This window comes from Streptomyces flavidovirens DSM 40150, assembly GCF_000429085.1.
Classification (GTDB): Bacteria; Actinomycetota; Actinomycetes; order Streptomycetales; family Streptomycetaceae; genus Streptomyces; species Streptomyces flavidovirens.
In genome coordinates this window covers 21,698-38,802 of record NZ_AUBE01000021.1, presented here as the reverse complement: position 1 = coordinate 38,802, position 17,105 = coordinate 21,698, and the positions used below count along the sequence as shown (strand labels likewise).

Annotated in this window: 17 protein-coding genes; 9 read left to right on the top strand and 8 right to left on the bottom strand. The window is 69.9% G+C overall.

Features of this window, described 5'->3' with window-relative positions; all coding sequences use genetic code 11:
• Positions 1–52 precede the first annotated feature (52 nt).
• Both G412_RS35685 and G412_RS0123705 read left to right on the top strand, forming a co-directional pair.
• Complete coding sequence (locus G412_RS35685; protein WP_051338564.1) at positions 53–940, top strand: sterol desaturase family protein; 888 nt, start codon at positions 53–55, stop codon at positions 938–940.
• On the top strand, positions 937–1,668 hold the full coding sequence (locus G412_RS0123705; RefSeq protein WP_028814265.1) for a lysoplasmalogenase: 732 nt from the start codon (positions 937–939) through the stop codon (positions 1,666–1,668). The genes G412_RS35685 and G412_RS0123705 overlap by 4 nt, the downstream gene beginning before the upstream one ends.
• Positions 1,669–1,833: 165 nt before the next feature.
• On the opposite strand, the gene G412_RS0123700 is transcribed toward G412_RS0123705, so the two are convergent.
• Positions 1,834–3,387, bottom strand: coding sequence for a S8 family peptidase (locus G412_RS0123700; RefSeq protein ID WP_028814264.1), 1,554 nt, complete (start codon positions 3,385–3,387; stop codon positions 1,834–1,836).
• A gap of 40 nt (positions 3,388–3,427) precedes the next feature.
• Positions 3,428–4,966 carry a S8 family peptidase gene (locus tag G412_RS0123695; RefSeq protein ID WP_028814263.1) on the bottom strand — a complete coding sequence of 513 codons (1,539 nt, stop codon included), beginning with the start codon at positions 4,964–4,966 and terminating at the stop codon, positions 3,428–3,430.
• 239 nt (positions 4,967–5,205) lie between these two features.
• Between G412_RS0123695 and G412_RS0123690 the strand changes: the two genes are divergently transcribed.
• The 3 genes from G412_RS0123690 to moaA all read left to right on the top strand — a co-directional run bounded on the left by G412_RS0123690 (position 5,206) and on the right by moaA (position 8,381).
• Positions 5,206–5,571, top strand: a complete 366-nt coding sequence (locus G412_RS0123690; RefSeq protein ID WP_028814262.1) for a DUF485 domain-containing protein — start codon at positions 5,206–5,208, stop codon at positions 5,569–5,571.
• A complete protein-coding gene (locus G412_RS0123685) occupies positions 5,568–7,211 on the top strand; it encodes a solute symporter family protein (RefSeq protein WP_028814261.1) in 1,644 nt (547 codons plus the stop codon). Before G412_RS0123690 ends, G412_RS0123685 begins: the two co-directional genes overlap by 4 nt.
• Before the next feature lie 180 nt (positions 7,212–7,391).
• Positions 7,392–8,381, top strand: coding sequence for a GTP 3',8-cyclase MoaA (gene moaA, locus G412_RS0123680; protein WP_028814260.1), 990 nt, complete (start codon positions 7,392–7,394; stop codon positions 8,379–8,381).
• Here the strand turns inward: moaA and G412_RS0123675 are convergent.
• Together G412_RS0123675 and G412_RS0123670 are read right to left on the bottom strand one after the other, a co-directional pair.
• Positions 8,364–8,633, bottom strand: a complete 270-nt coding sequence (locus tag G412_RS0123675) for a hypothetical protein (protein WP_028814259.1) — start codon at positions 8,631–8,633, stop codon at positions 8,364–8,366. The two genes, moaA and G412_RS0123675, sit on opposite strands and share 18 nt — an antisense overlap.
• Before the next feature lie 194 nt (positions 8,634–8,827).
• Positions 8,828–9,205 (bottom strand): DUF3099 domain-containing protein, encoded by a 378-nt coding sequence (locus tag G412_RS0123670; protein ID WP_208857924.1) that lies wholly within the window; start codon positions 9,203–9,205, stop codon positions 8,828–8,830.
• Positions 9,206–9,413: 208 nt separating this feature from the next.
• Here G412_RS0123670 and G412_RS0123665 point away from each other — a divergent pair, with 208 nt between their 5' ends.
• Positions 9,414–9,689, top strand: coding sequence for a GlsB/YeaQ/YmgE family stress response membrane protein (locus G412_RS0123665; protein WP_028814257.1), 276 nt, complete (start codon positions 9,414–9,416; stop codon positions 9,687–9,689).
• 112 nt (positions 9,690–9,801) lie between these two features.
• On the opposite strand, the gene tyrS is transcribed toward G412_RS0123665, so the two are convergent.
• The 3 genes from tyrS to G412_RS0123650 form a co-directional block, all read right to left on the bottom strand.
• Entirely contained in the window at positions 9,802–11,070 is a 1,269-nt protein-coding gene (gene tyrS / locus G412_RS0123660; RefSeq protein WP_028814256.1) for a tyrosine--tRNA ligase, read from the bottom strand.
• Positions 11,071–11,142: 72 nt separating this feature from the next.
• The gene (locus tag G412_RS0123655) at positions 11,143–12,534 is read right to left on the bottom strand and encodes a metallopeptidase TldD-related protein (RefSeq protein WP_028814255.1); all 1,392 of its coding nucleotides are present in this window, start codon (positions 12,532–12,534) and stop codon (positions 11,143–11,145) included.
• Positions 12,535–12,616: 82 nt separating this feature from the next.
• Complete coding sequence (locus G412_RS0123650) at positions 12,617–14,140, bottom strand: TldD/PmbA family protein (protein ID WP_028814254.1); 1,524 nt, start codon at positions 14,138–14,140, stop codon at positions 12,617–12,619.
• A 184-nt stretch (positions 14,141–14,324) separates the two neighbouring features.
• Between G412_RS0123650 and fabG the strand changes: the two genes are divergently transcribed.
• The 3 genes from fabG (at position 14,325) to G412_RS0123635 (ending at position 16,363) form a co-directional block, all read left to right on the top strand.
• Positions 14,325–15,044 (top strand): 3-oxoacyl-[acyl-carrier-protein] reductase, encoded by a 720-nt coding sequence (fabG, locus tag G412_RS0123645; protein WP_028814253.1) that lies wholly within the window; start codon positions 14,325–14,327, stop codon positions 15,042–15,044.
• Between the two features lie 4 nt (positions 15,045–15,048).
• Entirely contained in the window at positions 15,049–15,816 is a 768-nt protein-coding gene (gene fabI / locus G412_RS0123640) for an enoyl-ACP reductase FabI (protein ID WP_028814252.1), read from the top strand.
• 187 nt (positions 15,817–16,003) lie between these two features.
• A complete protein-coding gene (locus G412_RS0123635; RefSeq protein ID WP_028814251.1) occupies positions 16,004–16,363 on the top strand; it encodes a hypothetical protein in 360 nt (119 codons plus the stop codon).
• Positions 16,364–16,381: 18 nt separating this feature from the next.
• On the opposite strand, the gene G412_RS0123630 is transcribed toward G412_RS0123635, so the two are convergent.
• A complete protein-coding gene (locus tag G412_RS0123630) occupies positions 16,382–17,056 on the bottom strand; it encodes a FadR/GntR family transcriptional regulator (RefSeq protein ID WP_028814250.1) in 675 nt (224 codons plus the stop codon).
• Positions 17,057–17,105: the final 49 nt, after the last annotated feature.

Below are 17,105 nucleotides of genomic sequence, written 5' to 3'. Positions count from 1 at the left end.
TGTCGGTAACAACCCCTAGCCGAGCGCTCACCTGCGCCTCTATCGTGCGGGCATGCCGAACCTGCCCGATGTCGTGCTGTGGTCGATACCGGCCTTCGTACTGCTCACCGTGCTCGAAATCGTCAGCTACCGCCTCCACCCCGACGAAGACGCCGCCGGGTACGAGACCAAGGACGCCGTCACCAGCGTCAGCATGGGGCTCGGCAGCATCGGCTTCGACCTGCTCTGGAAGATCCCGATCGTCGCCATCTACATGGCGGTGTACGAGCTGACGCCCGCCCGCGTCCCCCTCCTGTGGTGGACGATCCCGCTGATGCTGCTCGCGCAGGACTTCTTCTACTACTGGTCCCATCGCGGCCACCACGTCATCCGCATCCTGTGGGCCTGCCACGTCGTCCACCACTCCAGCCGCAAGTTCAACCTCACCACCGCTCTGCGCCAGCCCTGGACGAGCCTCACCGTCTGGCCGTTCTACCTGCCGCTGATCGCCTGCGGCGTGCACCCGGCCGCGCTCGCGTTCTGCTCCTCCGCGAACCTCGTCTACCAGTTCTGGGTGCACACCGAGCGTGTCGGCAAGCTGCCGCGCCCCTTCGAGTACGTCCTGAACACGCCGTCCCACCACCGCGTCCACCACGCCTCCCAGGGCGGTTACCTGGACCGCAACTTCGGCGGCATCCTGATCCTCTGGGACCGGCTCTTCGGCTCCTTCGCGGCCGAGACCGAGCGGCCCGTCTACGGCCTGACCAAGAACATCGAGACGTACAACCCGCTGCGCGTGGCCACCCACGAGTACGCCGCCATAGTCCGCGACGTACGCGCGGCAACGAGCTGGCGCGAGCGCGCGGGACGGATCTTCCGTGGCCCCGGCTGGCAGCCGCGCTCGGCGGAGCCGGGAGCGACCGGGCAGACGCGGGAAGCCGCCGCGGGACGCGCCGCGTGAGCGCGGCCGCCGGCGTCGCCGGTGGCCGAGCGGGATTCGGCCGGCGGCGTACGGCGTGGGCCCGGCGCTTCCTCGTCGCCTTCGGCGTCGCCGCCCTCGCCGACCTCGGCTCGCTCGTCGCAGGGGCCGACGCCGGCCACCTCGTCGCCAAGCCGCTGCTGATGCCGCTGCTCGCGGCGTACGCGGCCGTGCGCGGCGCGCCCCGGCCGCTGATCGCCGCGCTGCTCTTCGGCTGGGGCGGCGATGTGTTCCTGCTCGCCGACGCGAACGCCGACGCGAACGGGGACGCGGACTGGGCCTTCCTCCTCGGCATGGGCTCCTTCGCCGCCGGACACGTCTGTTATCTCGTGCTGTTCGGACGTAGCCGCACGTCCTGGCTCCTCGGCGCCGGATACGCCGTCGCCCTCGTCACCACGGTCGCGCTTCTGTGGCCCGGCCTCCCCGCCGAACTGCGCGCCCCGGTCGCCGGATACAGCGTGCTGCTCACGGCCATGGCATGGCGGGCGAGCGGGCTCGGCCTGTACGCCGGACTCGGCGGCGCGCTCTTCCTGCTCTCCGACACCCTCATCGCCACCGGCGTCGCCGAGTGGCCGCGGCTGCCCGTCCCCGACTTCTGGATCATGCTCACGTACATCGCCGCGCAGTACCTGCTGGCCAGAGGCGTGCTGGTTCGGCAGGAGGCCCCGGCCGCCCCGTCGGCGTACCGTGAAAGCCGTACAACCGCCTGAGCGTCAACGACCCACCCGCTGCGCGCCACCGTCATCCACGCCCGGCCGTGACGCCCGCCCTGGCATGGAAGACGCCCCGACATGCCAAGACGCCCTGGCATGGAAACGGGCCGCCCGGTGGAGTCCGGGCGGCCCGTTCCGCGTACCGCTTGCCTGCTTCCCTGCCTACTTCTTGGTCACGGCGTCCAGAGCGTCGGCGATGCCGACCCCGTAGAAGCCGTTGTAGTTCTTACCGCCCTCGCACACCGCGTCGACCTTTCCGTCGCCGTTGATGTCGTACGGGTCCGTGCACGGCGCCGCGTCCGCCTGGCTCGCCAGGAGGGACTTGACGCGCTGCGCCGAGGCGTGCGGGTGGGTGCTCTTGATGAGCGCCGCCACGCCCGCCACATGCGGGGCGGCCATCGACGTACCGGCCATGTAGGCCCACTTGCCGCCCGGAACCGGGCCCAGGATCAGCCCGCTGACGGCGGGAGGCGCGGGACGCTGGTACGCCGTGCTGTCGCCGCCCGGAGCCGCGATGTCGATGACGCCGAGACCGTGGTTCGAGAACGACGACTTCAGGCCCTTCGCACCGGTCGAGGCGACCGTGACGACACCCGGCAGCTGCGCCGGGGCGTCGAGGCACTCGCCCGGGTCGACGTCGCGCGACACCGGGGTGGTGTCGTTCGGGCTCGTCGTGTCATGGATCGAGTCCGCCGCGAGGTCGTGGTTCGAGTTGCCGGCCGAGGCGACGTTCACCGCGCCCTTCTTCTCGGCGTACCGCGAGGCCCGGACGATGGCGTCGACGAGCGCCTTCTGGTCCGGGTCGTCCTTGCAGTTGAACATCCACGGGTCGGTGTAATAGCTGTTGTTCGTCACATCGACGCCGTGCTCGGCCGCCCACACGAAGCCGCAGACGACCGACTCGGTGTAGAAGAAGCCGGCCGTCGTGGACACCTTGATGCCCGAGACCCTGACGCCCGGCGCGACACCGGTGACGCCGACGCCGTTCTTCGCGGCGGCGATCTCGCCCGCCACGTGCGTGCCGTGCGGGCTCTCCTCGGCTGACGGGCGCCAGGCGCCGTCCGCCGTATCGGGCTTGCCGGTCACGCAGTTGACCGAAGCCTCGCGGTCGAAGTTCGGGGCGAGGTCCGGGTGCGTGTCGTCGACACCCGTGTCGATCACGGCGACCGTGACCTTCTTGCTGCCGAGCGTCTTCTCGTGGGCCTTGTCCGCCTTGATGGCGGGCAGGTCCCACTGCAGCGGCTGCAACGGGTCCTCGCCCGCGACCGCCCCCGCCGAGGCCGCCTTCGCCTGGGCGGCGGTGAGGGCCTTCGGCGTACCGACATCCTTCGTCGACTGGGCGGGCAGCGGCGCCGTACGGGTCGCACCCGCCGACTGGACGCCCCTGACCTGCCGCATCGTCTTCGCGAACGCGTCGTTCGACGAGTGGACGACGATCACGCCGATCTGGTCGTACGCGTGGACGATCGTGCCGCCGGCCTCGCCGATGGCCTTCTTGACCTTCGCCGCATTGCCGTATCCCGGACGGACGTTGACGACGTAACTCAGCGGCGTGCCGGCGGTCTCGGCGACCGCCGCCCTGGCGCCCGGCGTGCCGAGCGCGTCGGCCGAGGTCGCCGACGCGGTGCCGGGCAGGAACGCGAGGGCGGCCGTGACGGCCATCCCCGCGGTTACGGCCACGGTGCGGCGGGACCGCGAAGTGCGGTGCGGCGTCATGGAATCTCCGGTTCGCGTGGGTGGACGGAGCGTTGGACGATCACTTCTTGACGGCGTCGAGAGCGTCGACGACGCCGGCGCCGTAGTAGCCGTTGTAGTTCTTGCCGCCCTCGCAGGTGGTGGCCTCGACCCAGTTGCCCGCCGCGTCGTAGACGTGGCTCGGGCAGCCCGGGTTGTCGGCCTGCTTCTTGAGCAGGCGCTGGAGTTCGGCGGGGCTCGCCTTCGGGTGTGCGCTCTTGAGCAGCGCGGCGACGCCCGCGACGTGCGGGGTGGCCATCGAGGTGCCCTGCTTGTAGCCGTAGCCGCCGTTCAGGACGGTCGACAGGACGCGGCCGTTGGCGTCCGGCGTGGCAGGGATCTGCCACTTGTCGCCGCCCGGGGCCGCGATGTCCGCGACGCCGTAACCGTAGCTGGAGTAGTACGACTTGACGTTCTTGTCACCCGTCGCGGTGACCGTCATGACGCCCGGCAGCTGGGTCGGGATGTCCAGGCACTCCGACGGGTCGATGAGCCGGTCGCCGGGGGTGCTGTCGTTCGGGCTGGAGTCGTCGAGGATCTCGTCGGCCGACAGGTCGAAGTCCGAGTTGCCGGCCGCCGCGACGTTCAGGGCGCCCTTGCGCTCGGCGTACTTCGTGGCGCGCGTCAGGGCGTCGAGGAGGGCCTTCTGGTCCGGGTCGTCCTTGCAGTTGAACATCCACGGGTCGACGTAATAGCTGTTGTTCGTCACGTCGATGTCGTGCTCGGCGGCCCACACGAAGCCGCAGACGACCGCCTCGGTGAAGAAGAGGCTGGTGCCCGGCTCGCTCACCTTGATGCCCGCGAGCTTCACGCCCGGCGCGACACCGGCGACGCCGAGTCCGTTGCGCGGAGCGGCGATCGTACCGGCGACATGCGTGCCGTGGTCGCTGCCGTCGGTGTACGGACGCCAGGCGCCCTCCGACGAATCCGCGACGCCGCCGACGCAGTTGGCCGACTGGGACTTGGAGAAGTTCGGCGCGAGGTCCGGGTGGGTGTCGTCGACACCGGTGTCGATCACGCCGACGGTGACCTTCGAGCTGCCGTCGTTGACCTCGGCGGCCTTGTCGGCGCCGATGGCGCGGATGTCCCACTGGTTGGCCTCCAGCGGCTCCTGGCCGGGCGCCGCGGCAGCCTCCGCCTTCGCGGCCTGGGCCGCGGACAGCTTCTGCGTGGTGCCTTCCTCCGTGATGCCGACCGGAGTGAGCGGGGCGGTGCGGGTCGCGCCCGCCGACGACACACCCTTGGCCTTGCGTATCTGCTTGCCGAAGTCCGGGTTCTGCGAGTGGACGACGATGACGCCGATCTGGTCGTACGCCTTCACCACCGTGCCACCGGCCCTGGCGATCGCCCGCCGCACCGAAGCGCTCGTGCCGTGGCCGCCCTTGGTGTTGACCACGTACGACAGCTTGGGACCGGTGGCGTTGGCCGCCGCCGGGGCTTCGGAGCCGTCCAGCGGGGCGGCGGAAGCGGCCGCTCCGGGCAGGAAGCCGAGCGTAGCCGTGAGAGCCAGTCCGACGGGCAGGGCGAGTGCGCGCTGCCGTCTGGATCCCAGATGAGCCATGGGTTCTCCACATCATCCGTGAGAGCCGCCCCTGCGCGGGTGCACATGAGCGGGTACATGACGAGTGAAGCTAGCGCCGATCATGCGTCGGTATCAACGTCTTCGGAAAAGAAATGGCGGATGCCGAACCGAGTCGTGATGCGATCCGTGCCGTTGTCAGGGGGACGAGCACCACCGCCCCCACCAGTGAGGTCACTTTGTCCACCCCACCCACCGCACCCGCGTCGCGAGGAGATTCCGTGGCAACCGATGCACCACCGCCCCAGGGCGGCACGGGCCTGATCCGAACAGGGCACACGACACAGGAGTTCGTCGAGGTGCAGGAGAGCGCCGAGTTCGGCGAACTGCGCCGTGCCCACCGCTCCTTCGCCTTCCCCCTGACGGTCGGATTCATTGCCTGGTACCTGCTGTACGTACTGCTGTCCAACTACGCGGGCGGCTTCATGGGCACGAAAGTCTTCGGCAACATCAACGTGGCCCTCGTCCTCGGCCTCGCCCAGTTCGCCACCACGTTCCTCATCGCCTGGTTCTACTCGCGTCATGCCGCCACGCAGCTCGACCCGAAGTCCGAGGCCATCAAGTCCCGTCTGGAGAGCGACGCATGAGCCCCGCGCTGACCACGGCGACCACCGTCCAGCTCGCCGCCGCCGGTGACGCGAGCGAGCACCGGCCGCTGATCATCACCCTCTTCGGTCTCTTCGTCGTCGCCACCCTTTTCATCACGGTATGGGCGGGCCGCCAGACCAAGAGCGCCTCCGACTTCTACGCCGGCGGGCGCCAGTTCACCGGCTTCCAGAACGGCCTCGCGATCTCCGGCGACTACATGTCCGCCGCGTCGTTCCTCGGCATCGCCGGCGCCATCGCCCTGTTCGGTTACGACGGCTTCCTCTACTCCATCGGCTTCCTGGTCGCCTGGCTGGTCGCGCTGCTCCTCGTCGCCGAGCCGCTGCGCAACTCCGGCCGCTACACGATGGGAGACGTACTCGCGTACCGCATGCGCCAGCGCCCGGTGCGCACCGCCGCCGGCACCTCCACCATCGTGGTCTCGATCTTCTACCTGCTCGCGCAGATGGCGGGCGCGGGTGTACTGGTCTCGCTGCTCCTCGGCATCACCAGCGACGCCGGCAAGATCCTCATCGTCGCCCTCGTCGGCATCCTGATGATCGTGTACGTCACCATCGGCGGCATGAAGGGGACCACCTGGGTCCAGATGGTGAAGGCCGTCCTGCTCATCGCGGGCACCCTGCTGATCACCTTCCTGATCCTGCTGAAGTTCAACTTCAACCTCTCCGACCTGCTCGGTACGGCGGCCTCCAACAGCGGCAAGGGATCGGCGTTCCTGGAGCCCGGCCTCAAGTACGGCGCCACCGGCACCTCGAAGCTCGACTTCCTCTCGCTCGGCATCGCCCTGGTCCTCGGCACCGCCGGCCTGCCGCACATCCTGATCCGCTTTTACACGGTCCCCACGGCCAAGGCCGCCCGTAAGTCCGTGAACTGGGCGATCGGCATCATCGGCGCCTTCTACCTGATGACGATCGTGCTCGGCTTCGGCGCCGCGGCCCTCCTCAAGCCCGGCGACATCATCGCCTCCAACAAGGCGGGCAATACGGCGGCGCCGCTCGCCGCCCTGGAGATCGGCGGCGGCGCGGACTCGGCGGGCGGCGCTATCCTGCTCGCCGTGATCTCCGCGGTCGCCTTCGCCACCATCCTCGCGGTGGTCGCGGGCCTCACCCTGGCGTCCTCGTCGTCGTTCGCGCACGACATCTACGCCAACGTCATCAGGCGCGGCAAGGCGACCGAGAAGGAAGAGGTACGGGCCGCCCGCTGGGCCACTGTGGCCATCGGCGTCGTCTCCATCGCGCTGGGCGCGATGGCCCGCGACCTGAACGTCGCCGGCCTGGTTGCCCTCGCCTTCGCGGTGGCGGCCTCCGCCAACCTGCCGACGATCCTCTACAGCCTGTTCTGGAAGAAGTTCACGACGCAGGGCGCCCTGTGGTCCATCTACGGCGGTCTGACCGCGTCCGTGGGCCTCGTGCTGTTCTCGCCGGTCGTCTCCGGCAAGCCCACATCGATGTTCCCGGGTGCGGACTTCGCGTGGTTCCCGCTGGAGAACCCCGGCCTGATCTCGATCCCGCTCGGTTTCCTGTTCGGCTGGGCCGGGTCCGTACTGTCCAAGGACGAGCCGGACAAGGGGAAGTACGCGGAGCTGGAGGTCAAGTCGCTCACGGGCATCGGCGCGCACTGAGCGTACCGACCACTCTCGTACCGCCCATTCCCACAGCTGCGCCCCCGTGGCCGCGTCGTAGAGTCGTACGACGCGGCCACACCGCTCCCGTGGTATCGGAGCCCTGTTGTTGTCAGAGGCGTCGCGTAGGCTCGACAGCGTTCGAGAAAGACGAGTTCCGGATCGGGGAGTGGGTCGAGGATGCTTATCGACACATATGGGCGAGTAGCCACTGACCTGCGCGTTTCCCTCACTGACCGCTGCAATCTGCGCTGTACGTACTGCATGCCCGAAGAGGGTCTCCAGTGGCTGGCGAAACCGGATCTGCTCACGGACGACGAGATCGTCCGGCTGATCGGCATCGCCGTGACCGAGCTCGGCGTGACCGAGGTGCGTTTCACCGGCGGCGAGCCGCTGCTGCGCCCCGGTCTGGTCGGGATAGTCGAGCGCTGCGCCGCACTCGCGCCGCGCCCCAAGATGTCCCTCACCACCAACGGGATCGGCCTCAAGCGCACCGCCGTCGCGCTCAAGGCGGCCGGTCTCGACCGGGTCAACGTCTCGCTCGACACCCTGCGCCCCGGCGTCTTCAAGACCCTCACCCGCCGCGACCGCCACCACGACGTCATCGACGGCATGGCCGCCGCCCGCGACGCGGGCCTGACCCCGGTCAAGGTCAACGCCGTACTGATGCCCGGACTCAACGACGACGAGGCGCCCGACCTCCTCGCCTGGGCCGTCGAGCACGACTACGAGATGCGCTTCATCGAGCAGATGCCGCTCGACGCCCAGCACGGCTGGAAGCGCGACGGCATGATAACCGCCGGTGACATCCTGGAATCCCTGCGTACGCGCTTCACGCTCACCGCCGAGGGCGAGGACGAGCGCGGCTCGGCGCCCGCCGAGCGCTGGGTCGTCGACGGCGGCCCGCACCGCGTCGGCGTCATCGCCTCCGTCACGCGCCCGTTCTGCCGGGCCTGCGACCGGACCAGGCTGACCGCCGACGGTCAGGTACGGACGTGCCTGTTCGCCCGTGAGGAGTCGGACCTGCGCGGGGCCCTGCGCTCCGGCGCCCCGGACGAGGAGATCGCCCGGCTGTGGAAGCTGGCGATGTGGGGCAAGAAGGCGGGTTCCGGCCTCGACGACCCGTCCTTCCTGCAGCCCGACCGTCCGATGTCAGCCATCGGAGGCTGACCGGGCCTGCCCCTTCTCCCACTCCTCCAGCGTCACCACATCCTTCAGGAAGCCGCGTACGCCGAGGAACTGGGAGAGGTGCTCGCGGTGCTCGTCGCAGGCGAGCCACGTCTTGCGGCGATCCGGAGTGTGCAGCTTGGGGTTGTTCCAGGCGAGAACCCACACGGCGGCGGAGCGGCAGCCCTTGGCGGAGCAGACGGTGGCGCCGGCGTCGGCCGAACCGGGGAAAAGAAGGGAATCAGGGGAGTTCACGCACTCAACCCTAGGCCAACCGCAGCTAACAAAGGCGACGCCGAGCAGCCACGGGGGGAGCTGCCCGGCGTCGGTCCGTCGCTCCGACGGGGGATGCGGAGCGCCTACGAAGTATGTCACGCGACACGGGGTGCGGTGCACCGGAACGTCATGATTGATCTGAGCTTTTCTTGAGCTTTGCAGACCGCACAGGATCAACTCCGCTCGTGCGGCTGTTCCTCACGGCTGCGTCCGGACTCTTCCGCCGCCGGTTCCCCGGCAGTGGGCCGGGGTGCGCTTTCCAGGGCCGGCCTAACGGGCGTCGGAAGGTGGGCCGAAGGCAGGGAAGAGGCACTCTCCCGTCCGCCGTTGGCGATGACCACGGCGATGTACGGGAGGACAAGCCCCAGCGCCAGGGCCACGATCGCGACGTGCCGCTCCACGTTCCACAGGACCGCGGCGAGGATCACGGCGACGGTCCGTACCGACATCGAGATGACGTACCGGCGCTGCCGGCCGCGCACGTCGTCGGCCAGTGCGGGCCGGGCCCCGGTGATCCGGAAGACCTCGGTGTCCTTCTTCTTCCGCAGCACGACGCACCACCCGTTTTCCCTGCCGGACGTCCCTGACCGGACGCCTTCCACGGTACGCCGCCACTGCGCCGCCTTCGAGAGCGGGGCGGTCCCTCACCTCGGCTTCCGCCCGCCGCCGGACCACGTATGGCGGTGTCCGGCATGCGCCGTACGCGGGGCCGTCCGAGACTGGGCCCACATGCGCACACCGCGCCGATGAGGAGGCGACATGAGCTGGTTGTGGGCAATCATCGTGGGTCTGATCCTCGGTCTGATCGCCAAAGCGATCATTCCGGGCAAACAGCAGATCCCGCTGTGGCTGACGGTGATCTTCGGCATCCTCGGCAGCATCGTCGGCAACTCCGTCGCCGCGGGGATCGGCGTCGAGGACACCAAGGGAATCGACTGGATCCGGCATCTGCTCCAGCTGATCGGTGCCGTAGTGATCGTCGGACTGGGCGACATGCTCTATGCCTCGATGAAAGGCAAGAAACGCCGGGCCTGAGTGAGGCGCGGTGGCGTACACGCGGCCGCATGCACGCGAACAGGCGGCCTGCGCGAAGAAGCGGCCGGAGCGTGGAAACCCACACTCCGGCCGCTCGCGCCGTACGACCGGCTCAGCCGGCCGCGACCTCGATCGCCGCCAGGTTCTTCTTGCCCCGCCGCAGCACCAGCCAGCGGCCGTGCAGCAGGTCCTCGGGCGCCGGTACGGCGTCCTCGTCGATGACCTTCACGTTGTTCACGTAGGCCCCGCCCTCCTTGACCGTACGGCGGGCGGCCGACTTGCTCGGCGCCAGGCCGACCTCGACGAACAGGTCGACGACGGACCCGAGCTCCGCGACCCTGGCGTGCGGCAGCTCGGACAGCGACGCGGCCAGCGTGGCCTCGTCGAGACCGGCGAGCTCGCCCTGCCCGAACAGCGCCTTCGACGCCGCGACGACCGCCGCGCACTGCTCGGCGCCGTGCACCAGCGTCGTCAGCTCCTCGGCCAGCGCGCGCTGGGCGGCGCGGGCCTGGGGCCGCTCGGCGGTGAGCTGCTCCAGCTCCTCCAGCTCGGTGCGGCTCTTGAAGCTGAGGATGCGCATGTACGGCGAGATGTCCCGGTCGTCCACGTTCAGCCAGAACTGGTAGAACGCGTACGGCGTGGTCATCTCCGGGTCGAGCCAGACGGCGCCGCTCTCGGACTTGCCGAACTTCGTCCCGTCCGCCTTGACCATCAGCGGCGTGGCCAGCGCGTGGACGTTCGCGTGCGGCTCCAGGCGGTGGATCAGGTCGAGACCCGCCGTGAGGTTGCCCCACTGGTCGCTGCCGCCCTGCTGGAGCGTGCAGCCGTAACGCCGGTAGAGCTCCAGGAAGTCCATGCCCTGGAGGAGCTGGTAGCTGAACTCGGTGTAGCTGATGCCCTGGTCGGACTCCAGCCGCCGGGCGACCGAGTCCTTCGCGAGCATCTTGCTGACCCGGAAGTGCTTGCCGATGTCCCGCAGGAACTCGATCGCGGAAAGGCCCGCGGTCCAGTCCAGGTTGTTGACCATGGTGGCCGCGTTCGGGCCCTCGAAGGACAGGAACGGCTCGATCTGGGCACGCAGCCGCGCCACCCAGTTCGCGATCGTCTCCGGGTCGTTCAGGGTGCGCTCGGCGGTCGGCCGGGGGTCACCGATCTGGCCGGTCGCCCCGCCCACCAGGGCGATCGGGCGGTGCCCGGCCTGCTGGAGCCTGCGGACGGTGAGGACCTGTACGAGGTGTCCCACGTGCAGGCTGGCCGCCGTCGGGTCGAAGCCGCAATAGAACGTGACCGGACCGTCCGCGAGCGCCTTGCGCAGTGCGTCCTCGTCAGTGGACTGGGCGAACAGCCCGCGCCACTTCAGCTCGTCGACGATGTCCGTCACGGTCTTGACTCTCCTTGAACGGTGCTTGGGCGCTTCGGGCGCCATGGTTTGTTCCCGGCCAGTCTATGGGGGTCATACACCCTGGCTGACCGAGCTCATGTTGAAGTCCGGGATGCGCAGCGCCGGCATCGCGGCCCGGGTGAACCAGTCGCCCCACTCACGCGGCAGCGTCTTCTCGGTACGTCCGGCCTCGGCGGCCCGCGACAGCAGGTCGACCGGCGACTCGTTGAACCGGAAGTTGTTCACCTCGCCGACCACCTCGCCGTTCTCCACGAGATAGACGCCGTCGCGGGTCAGCCCGGTCAGCAGCAGCGTCGCCGGGTCGACCTCGCGGATGTACCAGAGGCAGGTCAGCAGCAGCCCGCGCCCGGTCGAGGCGACCATCTCCTCCAGCGAACGCTCCCCGCCGCCGTCCAGGATCAGGTTGCCGATCGCCGGGGCCACCGGCAGCCCGGTCAGCCCCGCGCTGTGCCGCGTCGCGACCAGCCGCTCCAGCCGCCCCTCCCGCACCCAGTCGGTCGGCGCCAGGGGCAGCCCGTTGTCGAAGACCGATGAGTCGTCGCCCGAGGAGTGCGCGACGACGAAGGGCGCCGACTCCAGGCCGGGCTCGTTCGGATCGCTGCGCAGCGTCAGGGGCAGCTCGGACAACGTCTCGCCGACCCGCGTCCCCCCGCCCGGCCTGCTGAACACCGTGCGGCCCTCCGCCGCGTCCCTGGCCGCCGACGACCACAGCTGGTAGATCAGCAGGTCCGCGACGGCGGTGGGCGGCAGCAGCGTCTCGTACCGCCCGGCCGGGAGGTCGATCCGGCGCTCGGCCCAGCCCAGGCGCTTGGCCAGCTCCGCGTCGACGGCGGCCGGGTCCACGTCCTTGAAGTCCCGCGTGGAGTGCCCGGCCCAGGCGGAGCGCGAACGGTCCGGCGACTTGGCGTTGATCTCCAGCGTGCCGTTGGGCTGGTCGTGACGCAGGCGCAGGCCCGTCGACGTACCGAGATAGGTGGACGTCATCTCGTGGTTCGCGAAGCCGTACAGCTCACGGCCGCCGGCCCTGGCGCGGGCGAAGGCCTCACCGAGCGCGGGCGCGAAGTCGGTGAAGACGCTGGACGAGGTCTCGGCGGGCGCGTCCGTGAAGTCCGGGGACGCGGGCACCCCGGTGACCAGCGGCTGGGCGTCCTCGGCCGGCCCGGCGCCGCGCGCGGCGGCCTCGGCGGCCCGTACCAGCGGCTCAAGATCGTCGGAGGTGACGGCAGACCGCGACACGACACCGGACGCAGTCCCCTCCGTACCGTCGACGGTCGCGATGACGGTGAGGGTACGCCCGCGAGTGACGCCGTTGGTCGTCAGCGCGTTGCCGGCCCAGCGCAGATTGGCGGACGAACTCTCGTCGGCGATGACGACGCAGCCGTCGGCCGTGGACAGCTCCAGCGCCCGCTCGACGATCTCGTACGGCTTGGCTGTGCGGCTCATCGGCCGGCCTCCTGCGTCGTGTTGAGGCTGTGCTGTTCCGGGGGGCAACCCCCGGACCCCCGGCCGAAAGTGGTGCTGCGGCTCATCGGCCCGCCTCCTGCGTCGTGTTGAGGATGTTGACCCGGCGGAACAGGGCAGAAGGGCAGCCGTGCGAGACGGACGCGACCTGGCCGGGCTGCGCCTTGCCGCAGTTGAAGGCGCCGCCCAGCACGTACGTCTGCGGGCCGCCGACCTTCTCCATTGAGCCCCAGAAATCGGTGGTCGTCGCCTGGTACGCGACATCGCGCAGCTGGCCCGCGAGCCGGCCGTTCTCGATCCGGAAGAAGCGCTGCCCGGTGAACTGGAAGTTGTACCGCTGCATGTCGATCGACCACGACCGGTCACCGACGACGTAGATCCCGCGCTCGACGCCGCCGATCAGATCCTCCGTCGACAGGCCGCCCGGATCCGGCTGGAGCGACACATTCGCCATGCGCTGCACCGGCACGTGCGCGGGGGAGTCGGCGTAGGCGCAGCCGTTCGACCGGCCGAGACCCGTCAGCTTCGCGATGCGCCGGTCCAGCTGGTAGCCGGTGAGCGTCCCGTCCTTGATCAGGTCCCAGGACTGCGCCTCGACGCCCTCGTCGTCGTAACCCACCGTGGCGAGCCCGTGCTCGGCGGTCCTGTCACCCGTCACATTCATGATCGGCGACCCGTACGCCAGCTTCCCGAGCTGATCGAAGGTGGCGAAGGAAGTCCCGGCGTACGCCGCCTCGTAACCCAGCGCCCGGTCCAGCTCCGTCGCGTGCCCGATCGACTCATGGATGGTCAGCCACAGATTGGACGGGTCCACCACCAGGTCGTACGTCCCCGCCTCCACACTCGGCGCGCGCATCTTCTCGGCGAGCAGCGACGGCATCGCCGCCAGCTCGCCCTCCCAGTCCCAGCCGGTCCCCAGCAGGTACTCCCAGCCCCGCCCGACCGGCGGCGCGATCGTCCGCATCGAGTCGAACTCACCACTCGTCGCGTCCACCGCGACCGCCGTGAGCTGCGGATGCAGCCGCACCCGCTGCTGCGTGGTGACGGTGCCGGCCGTGTCCGCGTAGAACTTGTTCTCCTGCACGGTCAGCAGCGAGGCGTCCACATGCGCGACGCCGTCGGCCGCCAGCAGCCGGGCGCTCCAGTCGGCAAGCAGCCCCGACTTCTCCTCGTCCGCCACGTCGAACGGATTGATGTCGTACGACGAGACCCACGTCCGGTCCGCGTGCACCGGCTCGTCGGCCAGCTCCACCCGCTCGTCGGACCCGGCCGCCTTGATCACCTTCGCCGACAGCTTCGCCATCGCGACCGCCTGGCCCGCGACCCGCGCGGCAGCGTCCATGCTCAGGTCCACACCGGACGCGAACCCCCAGCTGCCGCCGTGCACCACCCGTACCGCATACCCGAGGTCCGTGGTGTCGGAGGAACCCGACGGTTTGGCGTCACGCAGGCGCCAGGACGCGCTGCGCACCCGCTCGAAGCGGAAATCGGCATGGTCGGCTCCCAGCGCGCGGGCACGCGCGAGCGCCGCGTCGGCGAGCGCGCGCAGCGGCAGGGCTGTGAACGCTTCGTCGATGGAATGAGGCACGGATGACTCCTGTCGTCGGGACCGGTCCCCCAGATCATGACGCGCCGACGGGCCCCTTGCCCACCACTTTCTGTAGGGACCCGACAGCGACTTCTCCGTGGCACTGTCAGGGCCCGATTCTCTGTACGTGGTCCGGTACCGATAGTTTCGATCAGTACCAGACCGCTATGGAAAGGGTGATCCGTTGAGCCGCTCGGTTCTCGTCACCGGAGGAAACCGGGGCATCGGCCTCGCCATCGCCCGCGCTTTCGCCGACGCCGGCGACAAGGTCGCTTTCACGTACCGTTCCGGCGAACCGCCGGCCGCCCTCACCGAACTCGGCTGCCTCGCCGTCAAGTGCGACATCACCGACAGTGAGCAGGTGGAGCAGGCCTACAAGGAGATCGAGGAGAAGCACGGTCCCGTGGAGGTGCTGGTGGCCAACGCCGGCGTCACCAAGGACCAGCTCCTCATGCGCATGTCCGAGGAGGACTTCACGTCCGTCCTCGACACCAACCTCACCGGTACCTTCCGGGTGGTCAAGCGGGCCAACCGCGGCATGCTGCGCGCCAGGAAGGGGAGGGTCGTACTGATCTCCTCGGTCGTCGGGCTCCTCGGCTCGGCAGGGCAGGCGAACTACGCCGCCTCGAAGGCCGGTCTGGTCGGCTTCGCGCGCTCCCTCGCCCGTGAGCTGGGCTCGCGCAACCTCACCTTCAACGTCGTGGCGCCCGGGTTTGTCGAGACCGACATGACCGGGGCGCTCACGGACGAGCAGCGCGAGGGCATCGTCGCCCAGGTGCCGCTCGGCCGTTACGCGCAGCCGGAGGAGATCGCCGCCACCGTGCGCTTCCTCGCCTCCGACGACGCGTCGTACATCACTGGAGCCGTCATCCCGGTTGACGGCGGATTGGGCATGGGTCACTGATCACATGAGTGGAATTCTCGACGGCAAGCGCATCCTCATCACGGGTGTGCTGATGGAGTCCTCCATCGCCTTCCACACCGCCAAGGTGGCCCAGGAGCAGGGTGCCGAAGTCATCCTGACCGCCTTCCCCCGCCCCACGCTGACCGAGCGCATCGCGAAGAAGCTGCCGAAGCCAGCGAAGGTCATCGAGCTGGACGTCACGAACACCGAGCACCTGGACCGGCTCGAAGGCCTGGTCCGTGAGGAGCTCGGCGGCCTCGACGGCGTCGTCCACTCCATCGGCTTCGCGCCGCAGGACGCGCTCGGCGGCAACTTCCTCAACACGCCGTTCGAGTCCGTCGCCACCGCGATGCACGTCTCGGCGTTCTCGCTGAAGTCGCTCACCATGGCGTGCCGCCCCCTGATGGGCAGCGGCAGCTCGGTCGTCGGCCTCACCTTCGACGCCCAGTTCGCCTGGCCGCAGTACGACTGGATGGGCCCGGCCAAGGCCGCGCTGGAGGCCACCTCCCGCTACCTCGCCCGCGACCTGGGCCCGGACAACATCCGGTGCAACCTGATCTCCGCCGGACCGCTCGGCTCCATGGCCGCCAAGTCCATCCCCGGCTTCGCGGACCTGGCGAGCGTCTGGGACCACCGCTCCCCGCTGAAGTGGGACATGTCCGACCCGGAGCCGGCCGGGCGCGGCGTCGTCGCGCTGCTCTCCGACTGGTTCCCGATGACGACCGGCGAGATCATCCACGTCGACGGCGGTCTGCACGCCATCGGCGCGTAACGCCGCACCGTTCCCCGGGAAGCCGCGCGACCGTCCAGCGGACGGCGCGCGGCTTCCGTGCGTTCCGGGCGCCGCCTGTGGTGACCCTGCGTGCACGATCCGCTCCCGAGTCGAAAAGACCGGCGACTCCCCGCAGACTGAGGAAACCGGGACATACCCGGCGCTCTGTGGGGAGGAGGTGGCGCATGTGCGCCCGTCGAACCGTCGAGCGGCAGCCGGCCTGCTGGCCATGGCCGCCGTGGCCGGACTGGCCGCCCCAGCCGTCGCCGAGCGTCCGGCGGATGCCGGACGGAAGCCCGCAGCGAAGAAGGTCGCGCTTTTCGGCTCCACCTGCCGCACGACCATCGACGGCTCGCGTGTCGTCGCGTACTGCCACAACCCGTACCCCGCGTCCGACCTGGTGCGGCTGCACACCGAGTGCGACCGCTGGTGGGACATCGACGCGGACGGCTCGCCCGTCGAGGTCGGCCCCGCGCAGACCGTGCGGCTGACCGACCGCTGCTGGAAGGAAGTCCGCTCGGCCTGGGTCAGCCACCACCGGATGTAGCGGCCGTACGGCGGTCTCCTACGCCCGGTCCCCGAGGCACTTGAGCGAATACCCCGCCGCCTCCGTGGCCGCCGTCTCCGCGTCCCGCGCGCGGATCGCCTCGATCAGCCGCCCGTGGTCCATGTGGTCCTCCGGGCGCAGCTCCTGCCCCACGTCGTCGCGCAGCCAGTCGCGCAACAGGTCGCCGAGGTCGGCGTAGAGCCCGATGAGCACGTCGTTGTGCGAGGCGGCGACGACGGCGAGGTGCAGCGTCGCGTCCGCGCGGACGAACAGCTCCGCGTCGCCCGAGGCCCACGCCTCCTCGCGCCGCGCGAGCACCGCGTCCAGCTGCCGCACATCACGCTCCGTACGCCGCTGGGCCGCCAGCCGGGCCGCCGACGACTCCAGGGTCGAGCGCAGCTCCGCGATATGGCGGGGGTCGGCGTCCGCGAACCGGCGGTGCATGACGCCGGCCAGCTCACTGGTGGCGATGACGTACGTACCGGACCCCTGCCGGATGTCCAGCAGCCCGTTGTACGCCAGCGCGCGCACCGCCTCCCGGACGGTGTTGCGGGCCACGCCCAGCTGCTCGACCAGCGCCGGCTCGGTCGGAATGCGTGACCCCACCGGCCACTCGCCCGAGGTGATCTGGTTGCGCAGCTCAGTGATCACCTGGTCGGCGAGAGCCGAACGCCGGGGTGAGGTCAGCGCCATGGTGTTCGTGCTCCTGATTCGGGACGGGAAGACCAATTGGACAACCAAT

Excerpts from the sequence above, each read along its gene's own strand:
- G412_RS35685 (WP_051338564.1), top strand. The coding sequence starts at position 53 with ATGCCGAACCTGCCCGATGTCGTGCTGTGGTCGATACCGGCCTTCGTA.
- G412_RS0123700 (WP_028814264.1), bottom strand. The coding sequence starts at position 3,387 with ATGACGCCGCACCGCACTTCGCGGTCCCGCCGCACCGTGGCCGTAACC.
- G412_RS0123695 (WP_028814263.1), bottom strand. The coding sequence starts at position 4,966 with ATGGCTCATCTGGGATCCAGACGGCAGCGCGCACTCGCCCTGCCCGTC.
- G412_RS0123685 (WP_028814261.1), top strand. The coding sequence starts at position 5,568 with ATGAGCCCCGCGCTGACCACGGCGACCACCGTCCAGCTCGCCGCCGCC.
- moaA (WP_028814260.1), top strand. The coding sequence starts at position 7,392 with ATGCTTATCGACACATATGGGCGAGTAGCCACTGACCTGCGCGTTTCC.
- G412_RS0123665 (WP_028814257.1), top strand. The coding sequence starts at position 9,414 with ATGAGCTGGTTGTGGGCAATCATCGTGGGTCTGATCCTCGGTCTGATC.
- G412_RS0123655 (WP_028814255.1), bottom strand. The coding sequence starts at position 12,534 with ATGAGCCGCACAGCCAAGCCGTACGAGATCGTCGAGCGGGCGCTGGAG.
- fabI (WP_028814252.1), top strand. The coding sequence starts at position 15,049 with ATGAGTGGAATTCTCGACGGCAAGCGCATCCTCATCACGGGTGTGCTG.
- G412_RS0123630 (WP_028814250.1), bottom strand. The coding sequence starts at position 17,056 with ATGGCGCTGACCTCACCCCGGCGTTCGGCTCTCGCCGACCAGGTGATC.